This is a genomic window from Pedobacter heparinus DSM 2366, from assembly GCF_000023825.1.
Classification (GTDB): Bacteria; Bacteroidota; Bacteroidia; order Sphingobacteriales; family Sphingobacteriaceae; genus Pedobacter; species Pedobacter heparinus.
In genome coordinates, this window is sequence record NC_013061.1 from 3,132,768 (window position 1) to 3,154,226 (window position 21,459).

The following is a 21,459-nucleotide window of genomic DNA, read 5'->3' on the forward strand; positions in this document are numbered from 1 at the left end:
ATAATTTTTATTTAATACTCAGTCAGAGTAAAACAATCTGGCTATATAGACTGTAATATTAAATAAAATTGATAAATCAAATCAAATTGCCGGAACACTTAAATCGTGTACGGTAACAAATTTTATCTTTTTCAAATTTATTATAATAATATAAAAAACATAATAATTATTAATACTTAATAAATTTATATTTTAATATTAGAGCTATTAAACATTTAAATAACAAATACAACAGCGATATTTTCCTATTTTATGTGTCTTCTTTTAACATTCATATTATTTTAAACACGTTTATCTTACTATGGCATTCATCGATTACTACAAAACACTCGGCATAGATAAAACAGCATCTCAGGATGAGATTAAAAAAGCCTACCGTAAGCTGGCCAGGAAATACCACCCCGATCTAAATCCCAACGACAAGGAGGCAAATAAACTTTTTCAGCAGATCAACGAGGCTAACGAAGCGCTAAGTGATCCCGAGAAGCGAAAAAAATACGATGAATATGGCGAAAACTGGAAACACGCCGATCAATATGAACAGGCAAAACAGTCCCGGTCGCAACAACATAGTTATCAGGGATCCCAAAATCCTTTTGGTGGAGCTGGTTCTGGAGCTTACACTGCGGAAGATTTTGGTGGAGGCGATTTTTCTGAATTCTTTGAATCCATGTTTGGTAGAAGCGGGGGCCGGCAAAACCGGACTGACATCAAGTATAAAGGACAGGATTATCAGGCCGAACTGAAGCTTAATCTTACAGATGCATACAAAACCCACAAGCAAACCTTAACTGTAAATGGTAAAAATCTGCGCATCACCATTCCGGCAGGTATAGCAGACGGACAGGTAATCAAGTTGGGGGGACAGGGCGGCCCGGGTAAAAACGGCGGCCCCAACGGCGATCTGTACATTACCTTTAATATTGCTGAACACCCCGTTTTCAAAAGGTTGAACAATGACCTGTATGCCAACCAGGAATTAGACCTGTATACAGCTGTGCTTGGTGGCGAGGTAACAACAGCAACCTTTGATGGAAAAGTAAAATTAAAAGTGCCCGCCGGAACACAAAACGGAACTAAAGTCAGGTTAAAAAACAAAGGCTTCCCCTTATATAAAAAGGATGGCGAATTCGGCAATCTCTTTATTACCTATACCATAAAAATTCCCACACAACTTACCGAAAAGCAAAAAGAACTGTTTAAAGAATTACAAAACCTGGATCAAAAATAAGCAGCTATGGAAACTGAATTCATCACCATAACAGACTACTGTATCAATTACAATATTGAACCTACCTTTATTAACCTGCTGGAAGAATCGGGTATCATTACCCTTACCATTATCAATACCGAAAAATACATCAGTTTAACACAGCTTAACGAACTGGAAAAGTATGTCCATTTTCATTATGACCTTCAGATCAATATCGAAGGCATAGATGCCATCCGTCACCTGCTCCAAAAGGTCAGCCAGATGCAGGAAGAAATCCGGGATCTCAAAAAACAATTGCGCCTGCACGAATCTTAAGCTATACATAAATCGGGACATCTATCCAGATTGTCCCGATTAAAACTTTAAACTTATTTTTTATCATATCCACCTAGAAATGACAAGTTTATAGCTTAACGCTGTGCAATGAATTATTTATTACCTTTTCCTTATAATTACACAGCTAATTAATACGATCCAAATTTAGAAAGCCCAAACTAAAGTTTACAAACAATACAAATAATCCGACAATAAGCTCAAAATAAAACAAAGTAACCATACAATATTCCAAATGATGAAATATTATTTCATCATTGCCAATTTTTATTTGCTTAAATAAAAAAATAGCGCTTATTTGTACAACCAAACAAACTTCAGCAACTATATGATGCGCACTACACCGTTTTTTATACTGGCTCTGCTCCTGCATTCCATCACAGTCTTCCCCCAACAGAAACTTGATGAGAACATGTACTTCAAGAAATTACCAAACGGACTTGAGGTATTAGTGGTGGTAGACAATACCATCCCTATGGCGACCATCGAAATTGCCTGCAGAAATGGTTCATTTACTGAAACTAACGAATTCAATGGCTTAAGCCATCTTTATGAACACCTCTTCTTTAAGGCCAATAAAGATTATCCGGATTATCAAAGTTTCGATAAAAAGAGCAATGAACTGGATATTAACTCAAATGCAACCACGCGTGAAGAAGTGGTCAATTACTTTTTTACCCTTCCCTCTTCCAATCTGAAACCTGGATTAAAATTTATGAATTCAGCCATCCGTTATCCTAAATTTAATAAAGAAGATATGCAGATGGAGAATGAAGTGGTAAATGCTGAATTTACACGCCAGGAGTCAAATCCAATGTTTGCACTAATAGATGCCAACAAAAAACACATGTGGGGTGCCGATTATTCACGGAAAAACATAATCGGGAACCACGATGTGATCCTGTCGGCCACACCATCCAAAATGGATTCCATTAAAAATAAATATTACTGGCCCAACAACGCTGTACTGGTTATAGTCGGCGATGTAAAAGTTAACGAAACTTTTAACGCAGTAGATGAAATCTTCAGCAGCTGGAAAGCCTCTCCATTCGATCCTTTTAAAAAATGGCCTATCCCTGAATTTAAGCCTATCCTTAAAAACGATTATTACATCCTCGAAACAGATAAGACCCAGGTGCCCTATATGCTGTTCAGCTGGCATGGGCCAGATACCAGAAATGATATCCCCGGAACCTATATTGCCGATGTATTCTCCTTCATTGTAAACCAGAATGGTTCAAAACTGAAACAAGCATTGATCAATTCAGGCCTGGCACAGGTAGCAGAGGTAAACTATTATACCCAAAAATATACCGGCCCCATCAGCTTGATGATTAGCCCCAACCCAGCCAGGGTCAAAGACTGTTATGAAGAAGCTTTAAAACAGATTGCACTTTGGGATGAAGACGATTACTTGTCCGACCTTCAGATAGAGCGTGCAAAACGCCTGCTTTCCATTGATGCAATAGAACGCCGTGAAGTAGCTGCAGATTATGCGCATACACTTTCTTTCTGGTGGGCATCTGCTTCTATAGATTATTATACGCATTACGAAGAAAATTTAAACAAGGTTACCCGGAAAGACCTGCTCGATTACGTTAAAAGGTATATCAAGGACAAACCTTACTGTGCAGGTTTATTGATCCATAAAAACAATGCTGTTACGGTGAAGCCCCAGGAATTCTTTAAATCAACCAATTAAACCCATGACAAAATTCTATATATTATCTATTTGCCTTATCTTTTTCCTATTCAACGTTAAAGCGCAGCACAAAGCAGTTTCATTTGAGGTAAACGGACTAAAAGTTATTCTCAGGCAAACGCAAAAAGAAACGGTCAGCATGAGCATGTACTTCAGGGGTGGGGTAATGAATTATAGCCCTCAGCAGGCCGGCATAGAGAACCTCGCACTGGCGGCAGCAGCTACTTGCGGTACAAAAAACTATAAAGTAACCGATTACCAGGAGCTGGCCGATGAATACGGGATAAGAATTAACGGCTCATCCACAACAGATTACGGGACAATCAGCATGGATTGTATTTCCAAATATTTTGAACAGGGATGGAAATTATTTTCGGATGCAGTACTCAACCCTGCTTTCGACAAATCTGAATTTCAGACTACAAAGGAAAAGATAGTTTCGGGTATTTACCAGCGCTTTTCCAATCCCGAACGCAGAATAGAACAGATGTCCATGCAATCCATATTTTATGGCAGCCCCTATAGCACAGATCCCATGGGTACGGATGCAACAGTTAAAGGCTTTACGGCCGATAGTGTAAGCCACTATTACCATACCCAGCTGCTCAATAAAAATAAAATGTTTCTGGTTGTTGCCGGACGCATCAGCCCCGAGGATCTGGAAAAAAAGATCAGTCTTGCATTTGCTTCGCTTAAGGCCGCCCCGTATACACCAGTGGCATACACTCCGAAAGTAATTGAAGGCGAACACCTGGTTACCGAACAACGTAACCTCGCTACCAATTATATGAACTGTGTCCTGAATGCCCCTGCTGTAAGTAATCCCGATTATTATCCTTTTATGCTTGCTGTTAATGCTTTAAGTGGTAATATGTTTCATGAGATCAGGACTAAACAGGGATTGTCTTACGCCCCGGGTGCCAGAATAAAAAAGCAGCAAATGCCATATATCACTATGTATGTAAGTACTACACAGCCTAAAAAATCATTTCATGCAATGGCAGGTGTATTCAGGAGCATTAAGGCAGGGAATTACAGTCAGAAATTTCTAGACGCCATTAAAAAGGAGCACCGCCTCCGTTACTACCTGCATCAGGAAAGCTCAAGCGACATTGTGGAAGACCTTGGAGAAGCAGAAATACTTGGCGGATACCAGATGCTGGAAAACATGGTTGCGAATATAGATAAAGTTACACTAAGCGATATGAACACCGCTTTCAATACCTATACAAAAGGTGCAATCTGGCTTTATCTCGGCGATGAACAGTTGGGCCGGGAAGCATTTAAATAACCAGCGGTCAACGAATACACCTTACATTTCATAATGCCTTAACATAGCAATGATATTTTTGTTAAAAACAAAAATATCATGAACAGCATTTTTAATTTCTTTAGCCCGAAAGACAAAGTCTTCCAGCCTTTATTTGAACAGGCCGGAAATAATCTGGTTGATATTTCTGAGGCACTGGTCAATGCAGTAAATGCTCCCGACCAAAAAAAAAGAAAAGAATATATCAGGGAAGTTGAAAAACTGGAACAGGCCGGAGATGACATTACACATTCTGTTTTTATGGGCCTGGGCAAAACATTTATTACTCCTTTTGACAGGGAAGATATCCATGCGCTCATCAGTTCGCTGGATGACATTGCCGACTATATTTACGCTGCCGCAATGAATATTGACCTATACAATATTAAAGCTATAAACACAGCCATGATCAACCTGGCCGAACTGCTGCTCGAAATGTGCACAGACCTGAACAAAGCCATAAGGGAGCTCCGCAGTTTCAAAAATACTGCCCTCATTGCCGAAGTATGTTTAAGGATAAATGCAGGTGAAAGCCGGGCCGACCGCATCTGCAATACTGAAGTAGCCAGTTTGTTTGACAACGAACAGGATGCCATTGAACTGATCAAACAAAAGGAAGTCTTGCAAATGCTGGAAATGGCCAGTGATAAATGCGACGATGCAGCCAATGTGCTGGAAACCATTTTAGTCAAAAATGCATAGAACTATTCTAAATTAAGTCGGGAGGTTTGACTTAACATAGCCTTAAATTTTAGGCAATATTGCTGTATTAAGTTTGTTACAGAAAACAAAAACAAACTATGACAAAAAATCTATTCAAAAGAAAAACGCTGGCATTTGCCCTAGCCGGTTTTGTTGCTGCAGCTGTAGCAGTAACAGCTTGTAAAAAGGACAAAAAAAATGGGACAGAAAGTCCGGTTGAACTGAAAGACTTTTCTGTAAATCCATCCCTGGTAAAATCACTGAGCGGTTTTGAGGGGCTTAAGATCACTACACTGATCAGTTCAGATGATATTTTACCTGAGTCCCCGGGTTTTGTCTTTGGTGCCCAGCCTGATGGCGCAGGAATCATTAAAAACCCGAATGGCAGTGGTTTCATCATGATCAATAACCACGAAATCCTTCAATCGGTTTCCAGGGTATACCTCGACAAGAATTTTAAACCGGTTAAAGGGGAATACATTGTAGATTCGGACGGTGGTATGACCCGCTTGTGTTCTGCTACAATGGCAACACCCGAAGAACATGGTTTTTCTAAACCTGTATTCCTTACTGCAGGTGAAAGTGGTGTTGAATCGATGATCCATGCCATTGATCCTTTGGCACCAGCCGATAAAAAAAACAACCAGCGGACCTTAAAAGCTTTGGGAAGATGGAGTGCCGAGAACGCAGTTCCATTGCCTAAAGGAACTTTTACCGGTAAAACTGTAATCCTGATTGGTGAAGATGAAACAGACGGACAACTGGCCATGTATTTATCCAATACCCCCGGAGACCTTGAAAACGGAAAGTTATACGTAATGAAGCGTACAAATAACGACCCTGTTGAAACCAATATGACCAAGGGACAAAGCTATGATGTTGAGTTTGTAGAACTGGACAATGTAAAATCAAGTACCGGGGCACAATTACAGCAACAGACAATCGACAAAAAAGCACTATCACTTTCGCGTGTTGAAGATATCGACTACAGAAAAGGCAGCGCTGCCAATGGCCGTGAGGTTTATTTTACCGCAACAGGTGTGAGCCAGGCTGATAAACTCAGCCCGGTAGCAGGCAGGACCATGTGGGGCCGCGTGTATAAACTTGTTTTTGATGAGGGTAACCCATTGAAAGGAAAACTGGAAGTGGCTGTTGATGGTGGTGATAATCCCGGTAAAAGTATAGTCAACCCAGATAACCTTTGTGTAACTGAAAACTATGTGTACATACAGGAAGATGGGGATTCATTTTACAAAAACAATGATCACGACGGCACCATCTGGCAGTTCAGCATGGCCGGCAAATCGCTGAAGCCGATGTTACAGATGAATCACCGCAGAACTGAAACAGCTTTCAATGCTAAATATAACCCCTCAAACAGCCAGCTCTTAAGTTCATGGGAATACGGTGCGATGTATGACATCTCAAATTTAACAGGTATTCCTGATACTTTTGTTGTGAATCTTCACCCCCATACCTGGACCGATGCAAAATATAAAAATGCTGATGGCGGAACAACCCGCCTGGTAGACAATAGCGAAGGCGGACAAGTTGTAATTGTACGTGGAATAGCAAGATAACCATCCCTTTATACCATCTATCCCTGCCCGTAAATTACAGGCAGGGATATTTTATAAAAACTGAACATGACCGGCATCAAACAAACCATAGCATTTGTATTTATTTTAACCACTACTACGCTCCTCTCTATCTTTTGCACGCAAAAACAGCCAGCAGCAGAACTGGTAAAAACCCGTTTTAATAAAGAACTGACCTTGCTTCAAACCATCGTAAACAAAGATCTTTTTACTGCAGTACAGCAGAAAAATAAGAAAAAAATAAAAAAAGCCTTTATCGCGGCAAGGGCACAATATAAAAAAATAGAATATTATGTAGCGTATTTTTTCCCTTCCACCTCTGAAATGATCAATGGAGCTCCCATCGATGAAATAGAATTGGGTGAAAACCTGATAGAAAAGCCTACAGGCTTCCAGGTAATGGAAGAGCTGATCTATGAAACACCGACAACTGAAAACCGGGACGAGCTGCTCAACCAGGTCAGGAAAATGCAGCTGAACTTAAAGCGTATGGACCGGTACAACCAGCAATATGAAATTACAGATGCACAAATATTCGATGCCATCAGACTCGAGATTTTCCGCATCACCAGTCTGGGGATTACAGGCTTCGACAGCCCTGCAGCCTTGCAATCTTTGCCCGAAGCAGCAGCAGCGCTTATTGGCATTACAAATGCATTAAACACATACGGAGCAAATGATGACCTGGATAAAGCACTTAAAACTGCAATTGCACAACTAAGTACTGCAAAAGATTTTAACGACTTTAACAGGCTTGACTTTATAACGTTACACCTGCAACCCATCAGCATCAAAGCAGATCAGCTACGTCAGGAATTGAAGATCAATACCGCAGCCAGCGGCTCTGCCCTGCAGGATGATGCGGTAAGTATGTTTCAAAAGAATGCCTTTAATCTCAATAAATTTGTTGGCAACTATACGGAATACATAACTAAAGACAAGACCACCCTGGGGAAATTGCTGTTCAACAGTAACATTTTATCCAGGGCCGGAAACCGCAGCTGCGCCAGCTGTCATCATGAGGCTAAAGCATTTACTGACGGACTTGTAACTGCTAAGGGATTAAAAGGAACACTTTTACGAAATACCCCGACTTTAATTTATGCTGGACTGCAGCGTGGTTTTTTTTACGATCTTAAAGCAGGTTCCCTGGAAGACCAGGCCCTGGATGTTGTACACCATAAAAACGAAATGGACGGTTCATTAACAGCAGCGGCCAAAAAAATTAATCAGGACAAAATGTACGCAACATCATTTGCAAAAGCCTTTAACGACAAAACTGGTAAAGCCAACCCATGGCGCATCCAGCATGCACTGGCCACCTATATCCGCTCCCTTTCTCCTTTTTCATCTAAACTGGACAAATATATGCAGGGGGATAAAACCCAGCTAAATGTGCAGGAAAAATCCGGGTTTAACTTGTTTATGGGAAAAGGTAAGTGCGGAACCTGCCACTTTGCGCCCTTATTTAATGGTACTCAGGCCCCATTGTTTCAGAAAAGTGAAGCGGAAGTATTGGGCGTACCGGCGCATCCTGATACAGCTAATGCTAAAATTGACAAAGATGAGGGCCGTTTTACACTTAATCCTTATCCTCAATATAAATATGCCTTTAAAACTACTACACTGCGTAACCTTTCAAAAACAGCGCCTTATATGCACAACGGGGTGTACAAAACACTTGAAGAGGTTTTAAATTTTTACAATCGTGGTGGAGGTGCCGGTATTGGGATTGCGCTAGACAACCAGACCCTGCAGGCAGAGCCTTTAAACCTTAGCCCCAAAGAAATACAGGACATCATTGCATTTTTAAACACAATGGATGATCAATAACCTACATTAATATCCTATTTTTGTGTTTCATCTTATGAAACCATTCCTGCACTTATTTGATTTTTCGCAAAAAATAAACTACAAAACAGAGGTCCTGGCGGGATTGACAGTAGCCATGACCATGATGCCCGAATCCCTGTCTTTCGCTATACTTGCCGGTTTACCACCATTGTCTGGTTTGTACGCAGCCTTTATCATGGGTTTGGTAACCTCCGTTTTTGGTGGCAGGCCAGGCTTAATCTCCGGAGGTGCAGGGGCAACTGTCATTGTACTGATCGCACTGATGAAATCACATGGCCTGGATTATGTATTTGCCGCTGTCGCCATGGCAGGACTGTTTCAGTTGGCGGTAGGCTTGTTTAAACTCGGAAAGTTTGTACGCCTCGTGCCACAGCCTGTTATGTTTGGTTTTGTCAACGGCCTCGCCATCGTCATTTTCATGGCACAGCTGGAGCAGTTTAAGGTAAATATAAACGGAGAACTGGTCTGGATGAGCGGAAAAACCCTGTACGTAATGCTGGGTCTGGTTACTTTAACCATTGCCATCACCATTTTGTGGCCAAAAATAACCAAAGCCATTCCCGCTTCCCTGGTAGCCATTCTTGCTGTTTTTGTGCTTGTATTGGGTTTTAATATAGATACCAAAACGGTTAAAGATATAGCCGCAGTTGGCGGGGGCTTTCCTCCCTTTCACATCCCGAAAGTCCCACTTACTTTCGAAACCCTGCAGGTCATATTTCCCTATGCCTTAATTATGGCGGCTGTGGGCTTAACCGAAGGACTTTTAACCTTAAACCTGGTGGACGAGATTACCGGTACCCAGGGAAATGGAAATAGAGAATGTCTGGCTCAGGGTAGCGCAAACCTGCTTAACGGCTTTTTTTATGGCATGGGGGGCTGTCCCATGATCGCACAGACACTGGTTAACCTGTCTGCCGGAGCCAGAGCCCGTTTGTCTGGCATTATTGCCGCTATAACCATTCTGATCATTATTTTATTTGGTGCTCCATTGATAGAGAAAGTACCTATGGCAGCCTTAACGGGTGTAATGATCATGGTAGCTATTGGTACTTTTGAATGGATGAGTTTCAGGATCATCAACAAAATGCCGCGGCAAGATATTTTTGTAGGCATTTTAGTTGCCCTGATTACCGTCTGGCTGCACAACCTGGCTTTGGCAGTGCTCATCGGTGTTATCATTTCTGCACTGGTTTTTGCCTGGGAAAGTGCCAAAAGGATCAGGGCAAGAAAATATACAGATGAAAACGGAGTAAAACATTATGAACTGTATGGCCCTTTGTTTTTTGGTTCAGTAGCCGGATTTATGGAAAAATTTGATATTACCAATGATCCGGAAAAAGTGGTCATCGATTTTCGGGACAGCAGAATTGCAGATATGTCTGGCATAGAAGCCCTGAACAAACTTACTGAACGGTACAGAAAAACGGGAAAACAACTGCAACTGAAACATTTAAGCAATGATTGCAGACTGCTACTCAAAAATGCCGATGGGGTGATTGCAGTCAATATTCTGGAAGATCCGACCTAACGATTGTTGGCAATAATTTGTTTTTTCAAAAAAACCATTAAGTTTGCAACATGAAATATCTGGTTTTATTATTCACCATATATGTAATGGCCCTTCTGGCATGGCCATGCTGTGGTAGTGAAACCAGCCTTTCTTCTGAGCATGAAGACTTATGTTATGAATCTGCCGATGCCCGGCAGCAGGACAAACACGAAAGTCCTCACCCCTGCTCACCTTTTTTTCATTGCAGCAATTACCACTCATTTGTTGCCGCACCTGCGGTAAATAAAATACTGTCTGTGCTGGCTGGAGAACAAAACACCAGCTTCCCTGAATACAAATCCTGCCCGGTGATCTTGTTTCCCGGCGATATCTGGCAGCCTCCTCAATTGGTTTAAAATATCCTTATTCTGACCCAGTAGTCAGATCCAATTTATTATTTACCAATGTAATTATATAGCCAATTCGGTTATACACCTGCACTATAAAAATTAATTATGTTTAACAGGATTATTTTATTCTCCATAAAGAATAAATTAGCAATAGGCATTATGACCCTGGCCCTGGTGGTCTGGGGAATCTATTCCTTAACACAATTACCGATTGATGCGGTACCCGACATTACCAATAACCAGGTACAGATCATTTCACAGGCCCCTAGCTTAGGTGCCCAGGAAGTAGAACAGTTCATCACTGCGCCTATCGAACTGGGCATGGCCAATATCCCCAATGTGATAGAGAAACGGTCCATATCCCGCTCCGGTATATCCGTCATCACCATTGTTTTTGAAGACGATACCGATATTTACTGGGCCCGGCAACAGGTTGCTGCCCAGTTAAAAGAAGCAGAAAACAATATCCCGGCCGGATTGGCAGAACCTACCCTTGCCCCCATTACAACCGGACTTGGTGAAATTTACCAATATGTACTGCACACAAAAAAAGGTTATGAAGACCAATATACGGCCACCGATTTAAGGACTTTGCAGGACTGGGTGGTGCGCACCCAGCTGGCAGGCACAAAAGGGGTAGCAGAAGTAAGTGGCTGGGGTGGTTATGTAAAGCAATACGAAATTGCCCTCGACAATGAAAAACTCAATGCCAGTAACGTCACCATTTCGCAAATTTATGCCGCACTCAAAAACAACAATGAAAATACCGGAGGCTCGTATATTGAGCAGCAAAGCAATGCCTACACCATAAGGGGCATCGGGCAGGTGAAATCATTGGAGGACATTGAAAAAATAGTGGTCAAAAATGCCGGAGGTGTACCCCTCCTCATCAGGGATATCGGATCGGTACAGTTTGGAAGCGCTACACGCTACGGTGCAGTAACCAGAAATGGCACCGGTGAAGTAGTGGCAGGGATCACCCTGATGCTGAAAGGCGAAAACTTTAACCAGGTGATCAAAAATGTAAAGGAAAGAATCGCCCAGATCCAGAAATCCTTGCCGGAAGGTGTAGTAATTGAACCTTATATAGACCGTACCGAACTGGTCGGCCGATCGATCAGTACCGTTCAGAAAAACCTGATCGAGGGAGCCCTCATCGTTATATTTGTGCTCCTGTTACTATTGGGTAACTGGCGGGCAGGTCTGATTGTAGCCTCGGTAATTCCATTATCTATGTTGTTCGCTTTTGCCATGATGCGGCTTTTTGGCGTTTCGGGTAACCTGATGAGCCTTGGAGCAATAGATTTTGGCTTGATTGTAGATGGTGCTGTAATCATTGTAGAAGCCATTATTTTCCGGCTTACGGAAAGTAAGCTGTTTAAAGGTACGCTGCGACTGGATCAGCAGCAAATGGATCAGGAGGTCTTTACAGCCTCTTCAAAAATAAGGGCCAGTGCTACTTTTGGCGAAATCATCATCCTTATTGTATACCTTCCCCTGCTCTCACTGGTAGGGATTGAAGGAAAGATGTTTAAACCTATGGCCGAAACCGTGGTTTTTGCCATTGTAGGGGCTTTTATCCTGTCGCTAACCTATGTACCCATGATCAGCGCCCTGCTCCTGAGTAAAAATACTGAACATAAAAGAACCATATCTGACCGGATCGTGGATGGCTGCAAAAACATCTATAAACCACTGCTCGAAAAGGCGCTTGAGTTTAAAAAGATCGTCGTCACAATTGCCATGATCTGCTTCGCTTGCACCTTATTGTTGTTTAGCCGGATGGGTGGTGAGTTTCTGCCACAGCTGGAGGAGGGTGATCTCGCCGTAGAGATTGCCATGTCACAAGGCACCTCGCTCACACAGGTGGTAGAAACCTTCGGCAAAGCCGAAAAGATCCTGAAGGATAAATTCCCCGAAGTAAAACAAGTGGTCACACGCATTGGCAGTGCAGAAATCCCTACAGACCCCATGCCTGTTGAAAGGGGTGATATGATGGTGGCCATGCTGCCGAAAAGCGAATGGACCTCCGCAAAAACCAAGGAAGAGATGACCGAAAAAATGGAAGCGGCACTTTCCATATTGCCTGGCGTAAATATAGAGATCACCCAACCCATGCAAATGCGCTTTAATGAGCTGATGACCGGGGTAAGACAGGATGTTGCTGTTAAAATTTATGGGGAAGATCTCGATGTACTGGCGCAGCAGGCCGCTAAGGTTGCAAAACTGATTGCTCCGGTAAAGGGGGTCAGCGAACCTTTTGTAGAACAGGTTACAGGGTTGCCACAGGTGGTGGTCACTTACGACAGGGATAAGATAGCACAGTATGGGTTAACCATTGGCGACATCAACAACATTTTAAAGACTGCTTTCGCAGGTGATGTAGCCGGAGTTGTATTTGAAGGGGAAAAGCGTTTCGACATGGTAGTTCGCCTGCAGCGCGACCTTCGCGAAAACATTTCCAGTATTGAGAATTTATATATCCCACTCCCCTCAGGCAATAAAGTACCCTTAAACCAGGTGGCAAAAATAGAGCTGAAGGATGCCCCTGCCCAGATATCCCGTGAAGATGGGAAAAGACGAATCTATGTAGGTTTTAATGTGAAAGGCAGGGATGTGGAACGCACAGTAGCGGAAATACAACAGGTACTGGATGCCAGACTGAAGCTTCCTCCAGGGTATTACCTTACTTACGGCGGACAGTTCCAAAACCTGAAGGAAGCTAAAAACAGGCTTTCTGTAGCCGTTCCTGTAGCCATGCTCCTCATCCTTGGTCTGCTTTATTTTACTTTCAGGTCCGTCAGCCAAACCATTCTCATTTTTACCGCAGTCCCTCTATCTGCCATAGGCGGGGTATTGGCCTTAATGCTCAGGGGCATGCCTTTCAGCATCTCGGCAGGCGTTGGTTTTATTGCCTTGTTCGGGGTAGCGGTATTGAATGGTATTGTGCTCATCTCTTATTTTAACCAGCTTAAAGAAGAAGGGATCACCGATGTTTATAAACGCGTAATGCAGGGTACGGCAGTCAGGTTAAGGCCCGTAATTATGACTGCAGCAGTCGCCTCACTGGGATTTTTACCCATGGCCCTTTCCGGAGGTGCGGGGGCTGAAGTACAAAAACCACTGGCCACAGTGGTAATTGGCGGGCTGCTTTCAGCAACTTTACTCACTTTATTTGTACTGCCCTGCCTGTACATCCTGGTTACTGACCGCAAAAAAATACAAAATAATATCATGAAGCCTTTAGTGATCATCTTTCTTTTATTCGGAGGATTGGCATTTACCAACCAGGCAAAAGCTCAGCAAGCACCCCTCTCGGCAGACAGTGCCGTAGCATTGGCATTAAAAAACAATTTGCAGCTGAAATCTGCCGGTTTGTCTGTGAGCCAATCGAAAGCCAGACAAAAAACAGCTTTTGACCCGTCTAAAACTGCTTTCACCATCTCACAGGATCCTACCGGCGGGGGCAGTAACGACAACTCCATTTCCGTCTCCCAAAACTTTGCCTGGCCCGGATTTTATAAAAATCAAAAAAGGGTGCTGAGCAGCGAGACTGGTTTAATGGAAAAATCAGCAGATTATACCCGTGCCGAGATCAGCAGGGATACCAGACTTGCCTATTATCATTTGCTTTACAGCATAAATATGCTAAAGGTACTGGAGCTGCAGGATAGTATTTATAAGCATTTTATCCGTAAATCTGAATTGAGGTACAAGGTTGGGGAAACTTCCAATCTTGAGCTGATCACCGCCAGAAACAAATACCAGGAGGTGCAGGCACTGAAAAAATCGGCAGCAGCAAACCTGGCTACCCAGCAGCTCAACCTTCAGCAGCTGCTGAACTTAAATACCGGTATCCTCCCTTCAGAAAAAAAACTCCCCATCCTTACTTTAACACAGGATGGAACGGGTACCGAAAATACAGCTGCAGGCAATCTGCTCAATGCTGTTTACCAGCAGCAGGTCGAGATTGCCAAAGCAAAAGTAGAGCTGGAGCGTTCGCGTACCATGCCCGATCTGACATTTGGCTATGCGCAACAGTTTGTCATCAAATCTTTCGACCCCGCAAATATCGGACGTACCTATACGCCCGGCACCAGGATAGCTGGCCTGCAGTTGGGCATTGCAGTCCCCCTCTTTAATGGTGCAGGACGGGCAAGGATAAACAATGAAAAGATTGCTGCACAGATCGCCGAAACAGATTATCAGCGCATACAAAACCAGCTGAACACACAATACCAGCAGGAAATGCAAAATTATGCCCAGCATAAAGCAATGGCCGATTATTTTACCACCGAAGGGTTAAAACAGGCAGAAGAACAAATCCGAATTGCACAGGTATCCTATGACCTTGGAGAGATTGGCTATATCGAATTCATACAGAACATGTCACTCGCCGTACAAAGCAAGCTCAATTATCTTCAAACGGTTAACCAACTGAACCAATCCGTTATTCAATTACAATTTTTAAAAGGGAATTAAGCAGATGAATACAATAGCCTATATCAAACGAAATATTACCAGGATTTTTTGTGCAATCCTTGTCATGACCATCTTCAGTTCCTGTGGCGATACGGCCAAAACACCTGAAGCAAAAACCGAAGAGGCCCATGAACAGGGCGGACATGAAGAGAGCGAAGGACTGGAATTAACACAGGAACAGCTAAATGCAGTGGGCATTGTAATTGGCGGTATCACACAAAAAAACCTGACCGAAGTGGTAAAATCAAGCGGACAACTGGCTGTCCCACCTCAAAATGCGGCTCAGATCAATGTACTTTCCGGTGGCATCATCCGCAGAATCAATGTTATAGAAGGCCAAAAAGTTAAAAAAGGACAAGTGCTTGTTACCATTGAAAACCAGGACCTGATCCGGCTTCAGCAAGACTATCTGACCGCAAAGGGTGGTTTTAGCTATGTAGAGGCCGAATATAACCGCCAGCAGCAGCTCAAGGCCGCCAATGCGGGTACCGGAAAAGCGCATCAGCAGGCCGAAGCCAATTACAATGCAGAACGGGCCAAAATTAAAGCACTGGAACGCCAGCTGCAGCAATACGGTATTTCTGCCAGTCGCATTAGCAGCGGAAACATCACCTCTCAGATACCTGTAACCGCACCTATCAACGGTACAATAGGAAAAATCAATGCCGAAACAGGTTCTTATGCACAACCAGGGGTATCCATTATGGATATTGTAGACAATTCTAAAATACATGCCGACCTCATCGTATTTGAAAAAGACCTGTCTAAAATTAAAGTCGGCCAGCGGGTCGATTTTCAGCTAACCAATCAGAAAAATGAACAGATCGAAGGTGAAATCTATGGCATCAACAAGTCCTTTGAAAATGACAGCAAGGGCGTAGTAGTACATGCTGTAATTAAAAAACCAGGTGCCAACCTCATCCCCGGAATGTATGTAACCGGACTGATCGGTGTAGGAACCTCCATGAGTAATGCTGTTCCTGTTGATGCTGTGGTACGTACTGAAGGCAAAGAATTTATCTTTATTGTAGACACCGGTGCCGGAGCTGCGGAACATCACAAAGAAGAAAGTTCTGTACATTTCAAAAAAATAGAAGTAAGCACCGGTGTTGCCGAACTGGGCTATATTCAGGTCAATCCACTGCAAAAATTACCTGCCGATGTCAGAGTAGTTATTAAAGGGGCCTTTTATTTGCAGTCTAAATCCTCCGGCACATCAGAACATAGTCATTAATGTCGCACATTATGGTAACAGAAATAGAAAACAGGCTCAAAGCAAGAAAGATCAACCCAACAGCCATGCGATTACTGGTATTGGAGTTTTTAATCAGACAAACTGCTGCCATCAGTTTAAATGACCTGGAAAAAGCCATGGCCCCTTCAGACAGGATCACACTATACCGTACCTTAAAAACCTTCGAAGAAAAAGGCCTCGTCCATAGTATAGAAGACGGTACAGGGGCCACCAAATATGCACTTTGCGAAAAAGATTGTGATGGCGAAAGCCATCACGATCTTCACGTTCATTTTTACTGCAGTACCTGCAGGGAAACCTTTTGCCTGCCCGACACCCGTATCCCTGAAATGAACCTGCCCAATGGTTTTGAAAAAGAGGAAATGAACCTGATCATTAAAGGAATGTGCGAACGTTGTAACACGCCCACTTTGCAATAGCATTGCATCACTATAGGCTTTATCTTTGTCTATATAATTTATAATGATGAAGGTAGCCAACATACATAAAGACTGCTGTGCCACTGAGCAGCAGCACACAGCCAATACACAGCATGTACACAATGACGACGATGGCCATAACCATGGTACCAAAGAGCCTTCCGGCTGGTTAAGCCATTGGCCACTGCTTGCTGCACTGGCCGTTGTGGTGGTAATGATGGTGCTCGAATACGGATTTAACATCACATTCAGCAATACTGTCCAGCTTATTATTTTTATACCCGCTTACCTGCTTGCCGGTTACAATGTGCTGGAACTGGCCTTCAGAAAAGCTCTGAGGTTCGATTTCTTTAACGAATTTTTCCTGATGAGCGTAGCCACTATCGGCGCTTTTGCCATAGGTTCATATAGCGAAGGTGTTGCCGTAATGGTTTTCTATTCCATAGGCGAATGGTTTCAGGACACTGCTGTAAATAATGCAAAAAGAAGCATTAAAGCCTTACTCGACATCAGGCCTGATGCCGTTGATGTCATCAGGGATGGAAAAATACTAAGGCTGGCCCCTGCCGACGTAGCCATCGATGAGGTGATCCAGATCAAGCCAGGTGAAAAAGTAGCCCTTGACGGGGAGTTGTTGTCCGATAAGGCTACCTTTAACACAGCAGCACTGACGGGCGAAAGCAAACCGGACAACAAGACAAAAGGAGAGCAGGTACTGGCAGGTATGATCAACCTCAACCAGGTTTCAGAAGTTAAGGTCAAAGCAGCTTTTAAAGACAGTAAATTAAGTAAGATCCTGGAAATGGTACAGGATGCCACTGCCCGTAAATCGCAAACACAGCTGTTCATTTCACGTTTTGCAAAAATATATACCCCCATCGTATTTTTACTTGCTATACTGGTAGTGGCCCTGCCCTATTTTTTTGTAGCCGATTATGTTTTTAGAGATTGGCTATACCGCGGCCTTGTTTTCTTAGTCATCAGTTGTCCATGTGCATTAGTGGTATCTATCCCACTGGGCTATTTTGGAGGTATCGGTCTCGCTTCTAAAAATGGTATCCTGTTTAAGGGATCTAACTTTTTAGATGTGATGACCAGGGTAAATACCATTGTAATGGATAAAACAGGTACCCTTACCAAAGGGGTATTTGAAGTACAACAGGTAGTCAGCAATGATTTTGACGAAAAAGAGCTGATCTTAATGGCCGCAGCTATAGAGAGCAAATCTACCCACCCTATTGCCCTGGCCATCGTCAATTATGCTGGTGATATATTAAAGGATGTTAAGATAGAAAATGTTGAAGAAATATCCGGACATGGTCTTAAAGGCAGTGTCAATCATAAGGTGGTATTGGCAGGCAACACCAAACTGCTGCAGCAATTTGGTGTTGCGTACGACGCTGCGATCGAACAGGAAGCAGATACCATAGTGGTAATTGCTATCGATGGCCGGTATGTGGGATACCTCACCATTGCAGATGAAATTAAAGCAGATGCAAAACAAGCTATTGCCGATATGCACCGTTTAAACATCCAGACCGTGATGCTGAGTGGCGATAAACAAACTGTGGTCAATAAAGTTGCCACACTGCTGGGCATCGATAAGGCTTTTGGCAATCTCCTGCCCGAAGATAAAGTGGCAAAGGTAGAAGCCTTAAAAAAGGAAGGCAAACACCTGGCCTTTGTGGGTGATGGTGTAAATGATGCCCCTGTGGTTGCCCTGGCCGATGCAGGCATTGCCATGGGTGGACTGGGCAGTGATGCGACCATTGAGACTGCCGATATTGTTATCCAGAACGACCAGCCCTCAAAAATAGTAACCGCCATAAAGATCGGCAAACTGACCAGGAATATTGTCTGGCAAAACATAGCCCTGGCCATGGGCGTAAAGATCATTGTGCTCATTTTAGGTGCAGGTGGCGTCGCTACGCTATGGGAAGCTGTAATTGCCGATGTGGGCGTGGCCCTGCTGGCCATCTTAAATGCAGTCCGCATCCAGCAAATGAAGTTGTAAATACATTGCCAATTGAATTCATAAGTGTGCTAATAACGTTTATTAAAAAGCGGAATTTTATTCCGCAATTGCATAAGCAATCATTTAAGCCCGTTAAAGCATATTCATCTCATGAAAATCAAATCAATCTTTGCACTGTCTATCCTCCTGATTTGTGGTCCAATGCTCTCTTTTGTAAAAGAAAAGGCCTGGTCTTCTAAATTTCTCCAGCTGAATAAAGATGCGAGCATTACCTATTTCCCTGACGAAAAAGGAAATACCATTCCTGATTTTAGCCTGGTAGGTTACCATCATGGCGAAAAAGATCTCCCCCGGGTTAAAATAGTAAAAACGGTTGAGCCGGTAAAAGGGGACGCAGGTACTGCAATCCAGTCTGCAATTAACGAGGTCTCAGCACTTCCCGTTGGAAAGGACGGCTTCAGGGGGGCCATATTGTTGAAAAAAGGGGATTACAGCATTGCCGGGGCGATCAATATTCATACAGACGGCATTGTATTAATGGGCGAAGGCAATACCGCTCAGGGCACAAGGCTCATTGCAGCGGGCAAAGGTTCGCGCTCGCTCTTAAAAGTTAGCGGGAAAGGCAGGATCACAGAAAGCGGTAACAGGGTAAAAATTACCGATGCTTATGTACCGGCAGGTGCAAAATCATTCCAGGTCAGTTCTGCAAAACAATTTAAGGCCGGCGACAGGATCATCGTATACAGACCGGGAACGGACAACTGGATCCATGACCTGAAAATGGATCAGATTGTTGAAAGAGATGGAACCAGACAGTGGAAAGCCAATGAATACAACCTGAGTTATGAAAGGGAAATAACCGCCGTAAACGGAAATAAGATCTCTATCGATAATCCCATAGTAATGGCACTGGACCAGCAATATGGTGGCGGAGAAGTTTTTAAATACGATTACAATGGCCGGATAAAAGAAGTGGGTATAGAAAATATTTTGTTTGAATCTGAATATGCCGGCGATACGGATGAAGATCACGGCTGGGTTGCAGTCGATTTTGACCATATCGAAAATGGCTGGATAAGCAACGTCACTTCCCGATTTTTTGGCTTTGGTTGTGTAAGTTTAAACAGCGGGGCAAAAAACATCACCGTAAAAAAATCCAGATGCTTTGATGCCAAATCCATCATCACGGGGAGCAGACGATATTCCTTTAACAACAACGGTCAGCAAAACCTGTTTATAGACCTGGAAACCACCGAGGGAAGGCACGATTATGTTACAGGAGCTAAAACCTGTGGGCCCAATGTTTTCTACCGTTCCAAATCCAGAAATACACATGCCGATATTGGTCCGCACCACCGCTGGTCGAGCGGCACCCTTTACGATAACATTGATACAGATGGAGAGATCAATGTACAGGACAGGGGCAACTGGGGCAGTGGCCATGGCTGGGCCGGCGTAACCCAGGTGATCTGGAACTGCAAGGTAAAAGCTGCAGCCATACAAAGCCCATGGGTATCTGGTAAAAATTATGCCATAGGTGTGCAGGGACTGAAAGTAAAAGGACGTCTGGGGGATAAACCTGATGGAGAGTGGGAAGGTCAGTACAAAACAGACCTTCAGCCAGCATCATTATATGAAGCTCAGCTGAAGGCCAGAGGGGTTAAAGCGCCTATTTAGTCAGTGCTTTTCTTACCGCTGGTGCTACTTTGGCACCAAACAATTCAATAGACCTCATCATTTCCTGATGTGAGGGATCACCAACATCCATATGCCCGATAAATCTGGTAATCCCAAACATTTCATGCATATAAAGGATTTTATCAGTTACCGCTGCAGCTTCGCCGATAAATAAGGCGCCTTCCTTTGAACGTCCGCCATCATATTGCATTTTGGTATAAGGTGGCCATCCCCTGCTTGCACCCACCCTGTCCATCTGTGCAGCATAATTCTGGTAATAACCATCTGCATTCGCCTCATTATCTGCAACAAATGCATGCGAATGTATCCCAACCTGCATTTTATTGATATCATGCCCGTGTTTTACATATTGCTCTTTATAATATTCAATCAGGGGCTGAAACTGTTTGGGCATCCCCCCTATGATCGCAACGATCAGGGGCAGGCCCAATACCGCGGCGCGCAATACAGATTGTGGTGTCCCGCCAACAGCAATCCAGATAGGCAACTGTCCGTTATTGCTGGCCCTTGGCAATACCATCTGATTGATCAACGGGGCACGAAGCTCGCCTTTCCAGTTTACTACCTCATTGTTATTGATGTTGAGCAGCAAATCCAGTTTCTCCTCAAACAGCTGGTCATAGTTTTTCAGGTCATAACCAAACAGCGGAAAAGATTCAATAAAGCTTCCCCTTCCTACACCAATTTCAGCACGTCCGTTCGAGATCAGGTCAATTGTTGAAAAGTCCTGATACACCTTTACAGGTTCAGCTGAGCTCAATACCGTAACTGTACTGGTCAGTTTTATGTTTTTGGTAATGCTTGCAGCCGCGGCCAGCACAATTTCGGGAGAAGAAACCGCATAATCGGGACGATGATGTTCGCCCAAACCAAAGACATCCAAACCTATATCATCCGCCAGTTTGATCTGCTCCAAAATTTCCTGCAGTTTTAGCTGAGCAGATCTGGGTTTCCCAGTTTGCGGATCAATTGACAAATCGCCAAACATACCTATACCTAGTTCCATAATTTCTTATTTTT

The 21,459-nt window shown here is 43.4% G+C and carries 15 protein-coding genes; 14 read left to right on the forward strand and 1 reads right to left on the reverse strand.

The features are described from left to right. Positions 1 to 301 precede the first annotated feature (301 nt). The 14 genes from PHEP_RS13245 (at position 302) to PHEP_RS13310 (ending at position 20,418) form a co-directional block, all read left to right on the forward strand. A complete protein-coding gene (locus PHEP_RS13245) occupies positions 302 to 1,231 on the forward strand; it encodes a DnaJ C-terminal domain-containing protein (protein WP_015808486.1) in 930 nt (309 codons plus the stop codon). Positions 1,232 to 1,237: 6 nt separating this feature from the next. Further along, entirely contained in the window at positions 1,238 to 1,528 is a 291-nt protein-coding gene (locus PHEP_RS13250; protein ID WP_015808487.1) for a chaperone modulator CbpM, read from the forward strand. A 316-nt stretch (positions 1,529 to 1,844) separates the two neighbouring features. Next, the gene (locus tag PHEP_RS13255) at positions 1,845 to 3,248 is read left to right on the forward strand and encodes a M16 family metallopeptidase (RefSeq protein WP_238326475.1); all 1,404 of its coding nucleotides are present in this window, start codon (positions 1,845 to 1,847) and stop codon (positions 3,246 to 3,248) included. Positions 3,249 to 3,252: 4 nt separating this feature from the next. After that, entirely contained in the window at positions 3,253 to 4,539 is a 1,287-nt protein-coding gene (locus PHEP_RS13260; protein WP_015808489.1) for a M16 family metallopeptidase, read from the forward strand. 78 nt (positions 4,540 to 4,617) lie between these two features. Beyond that, positions 4,618 to 5,259: a DUF47 domain-containing protein gene (locus tag PHEP_RS13265; RefSeq protein ID WP_015808490.1), complete on the forward strand. Its 642-nt coding sequence runs from the start codon at positions 4,618 to 4,620 to the stop codon at positions 5,257 to 5,259. Positions 5,260 to 5,357: 98 nt separating this feature from the next. Further along, a complete protein-coding gene (locus PHEP_RS13270) occupies positions 5,358 to 6,839 on the forward strand; it encodes an alkaline phosphatase PhoX (RefSeq protein ID WP_015808491.1) in 1,482 nt (493 codons plus the stop codon). Positions 6,840 to 6,905: 66 nt separating this feature from the next. Then, complete coding sequence (locus PHEP_RS13275) at positions 6,906 to 8,690, forward strand: cytochrome c peroxidase (RefSeq protein ID WP_015808492.1); 1,785 nt, start codon at positions 6,906 to 6,908, stop codon at positions 8,688 to 8,690. Positions 8,691 to 8,724: 34 nt separating this feature from the next. Next, positions 8,725 to 10,239, forward strand: coding sequence for a SulP family inorganic anion transporter (locus PHEP_RS13280; protein ID WP_015808493.1), 1,515 nt, complete (start codon positions 8,725 to 8,727; stop codon positions 10,237 to 10,239). 50 nt (positions 10,240 to 10,289) lie between these two features. Then, on the forward strand, positions 10,290 to 10,616 hold the full coding sequence (locus tag PHEP_RS13285) for a hypothetical protein (protein ID WP_015808494.1): 327 nt from the start codon (positions 10,290 to 10,292) through the stop codon (positions 10,614 to 10,616). A 99-nt stretch (positions 10,617 to 10,715) separates the two neighbouring features. Next, entirely contained in the window at positions 10,716 to 15,092 is a 4,377-nt protein-coding gene (locus tag PHEP_RS13290; RefSeq protein ID WP_015808495.1) for a CusA/CzcA family heavy metal efflux RND transporter, read from the forward strand. A gap of 4 nt (positions 15,093 to 15,096) precedes the next feature. Beyond that, entirely contained in the window at positions 15,097 to 16,326 is a 1,230-nt protein-coding gene (locus PHEP_RS13295) for an efflux RND transporter periplasmic adaptor subunit (RefSeq protein WP_015808496.1), read from the forward strand. An 11-nt stretch (positions 16,327 to 16,337) separates the two neighbouring features. Next, on the forward strand, positions 16,338 to 16,766 hold the full coding sequence (locus PHEP_RS13300; RefSeq protein ID WP_036674625.1) for a Fur family transcriptional regulator: 429 nt from the start codon (positions 16,338 to 16,340) through the stop codon (positions 16,764 to 16,766). Between the two features lie 43 nt (positions 16,767 to 16,809). Next, positions 16,810 to 18,780, forward strand: a complete 1,971-nt coding sequence (locus PHEP_RS13305; protein ID WP_015808498.1) for a heavy metal translocating P-type ATPase — start codon at positions 16,810 to 16,812, stop codon at positions 18,778 to 18,780. Between the two features lie 111 nt (positions 18,781 to 18,891). Further along, positions 18,892 to 20,418: a hypothetical protein gene (locus tag PHEP_RS13310; protein ID WP_015808499.1), complete on the forward strand. Its 1,527-nt coding sequence runs from the start codon at positions 18,892 to 18,894 to the stop codon at positions 20,416 to 20,418. On the opposite strand, the gene PHEP_RS13315 is transcribed toward PHEP_RS13310, so the two are convergent. After that, a complete protein-coding gene (locus PHEP_RS13315) occupies positions 20,411 to 21,445 on the reverse strand; it encodes an Atu2307/SP_0267 family LLM class monooxygenase (protein WP_015808500.1) in 1,035 nt (344 codons plus the stop codon). The two genes, PHEP_RS13310 and PHEP_RS13315, sit on opposite strands and share 8 nt — an antisense overlap. Positions 21,446 to 21,459: the final 14 nt, after the last annotated feature.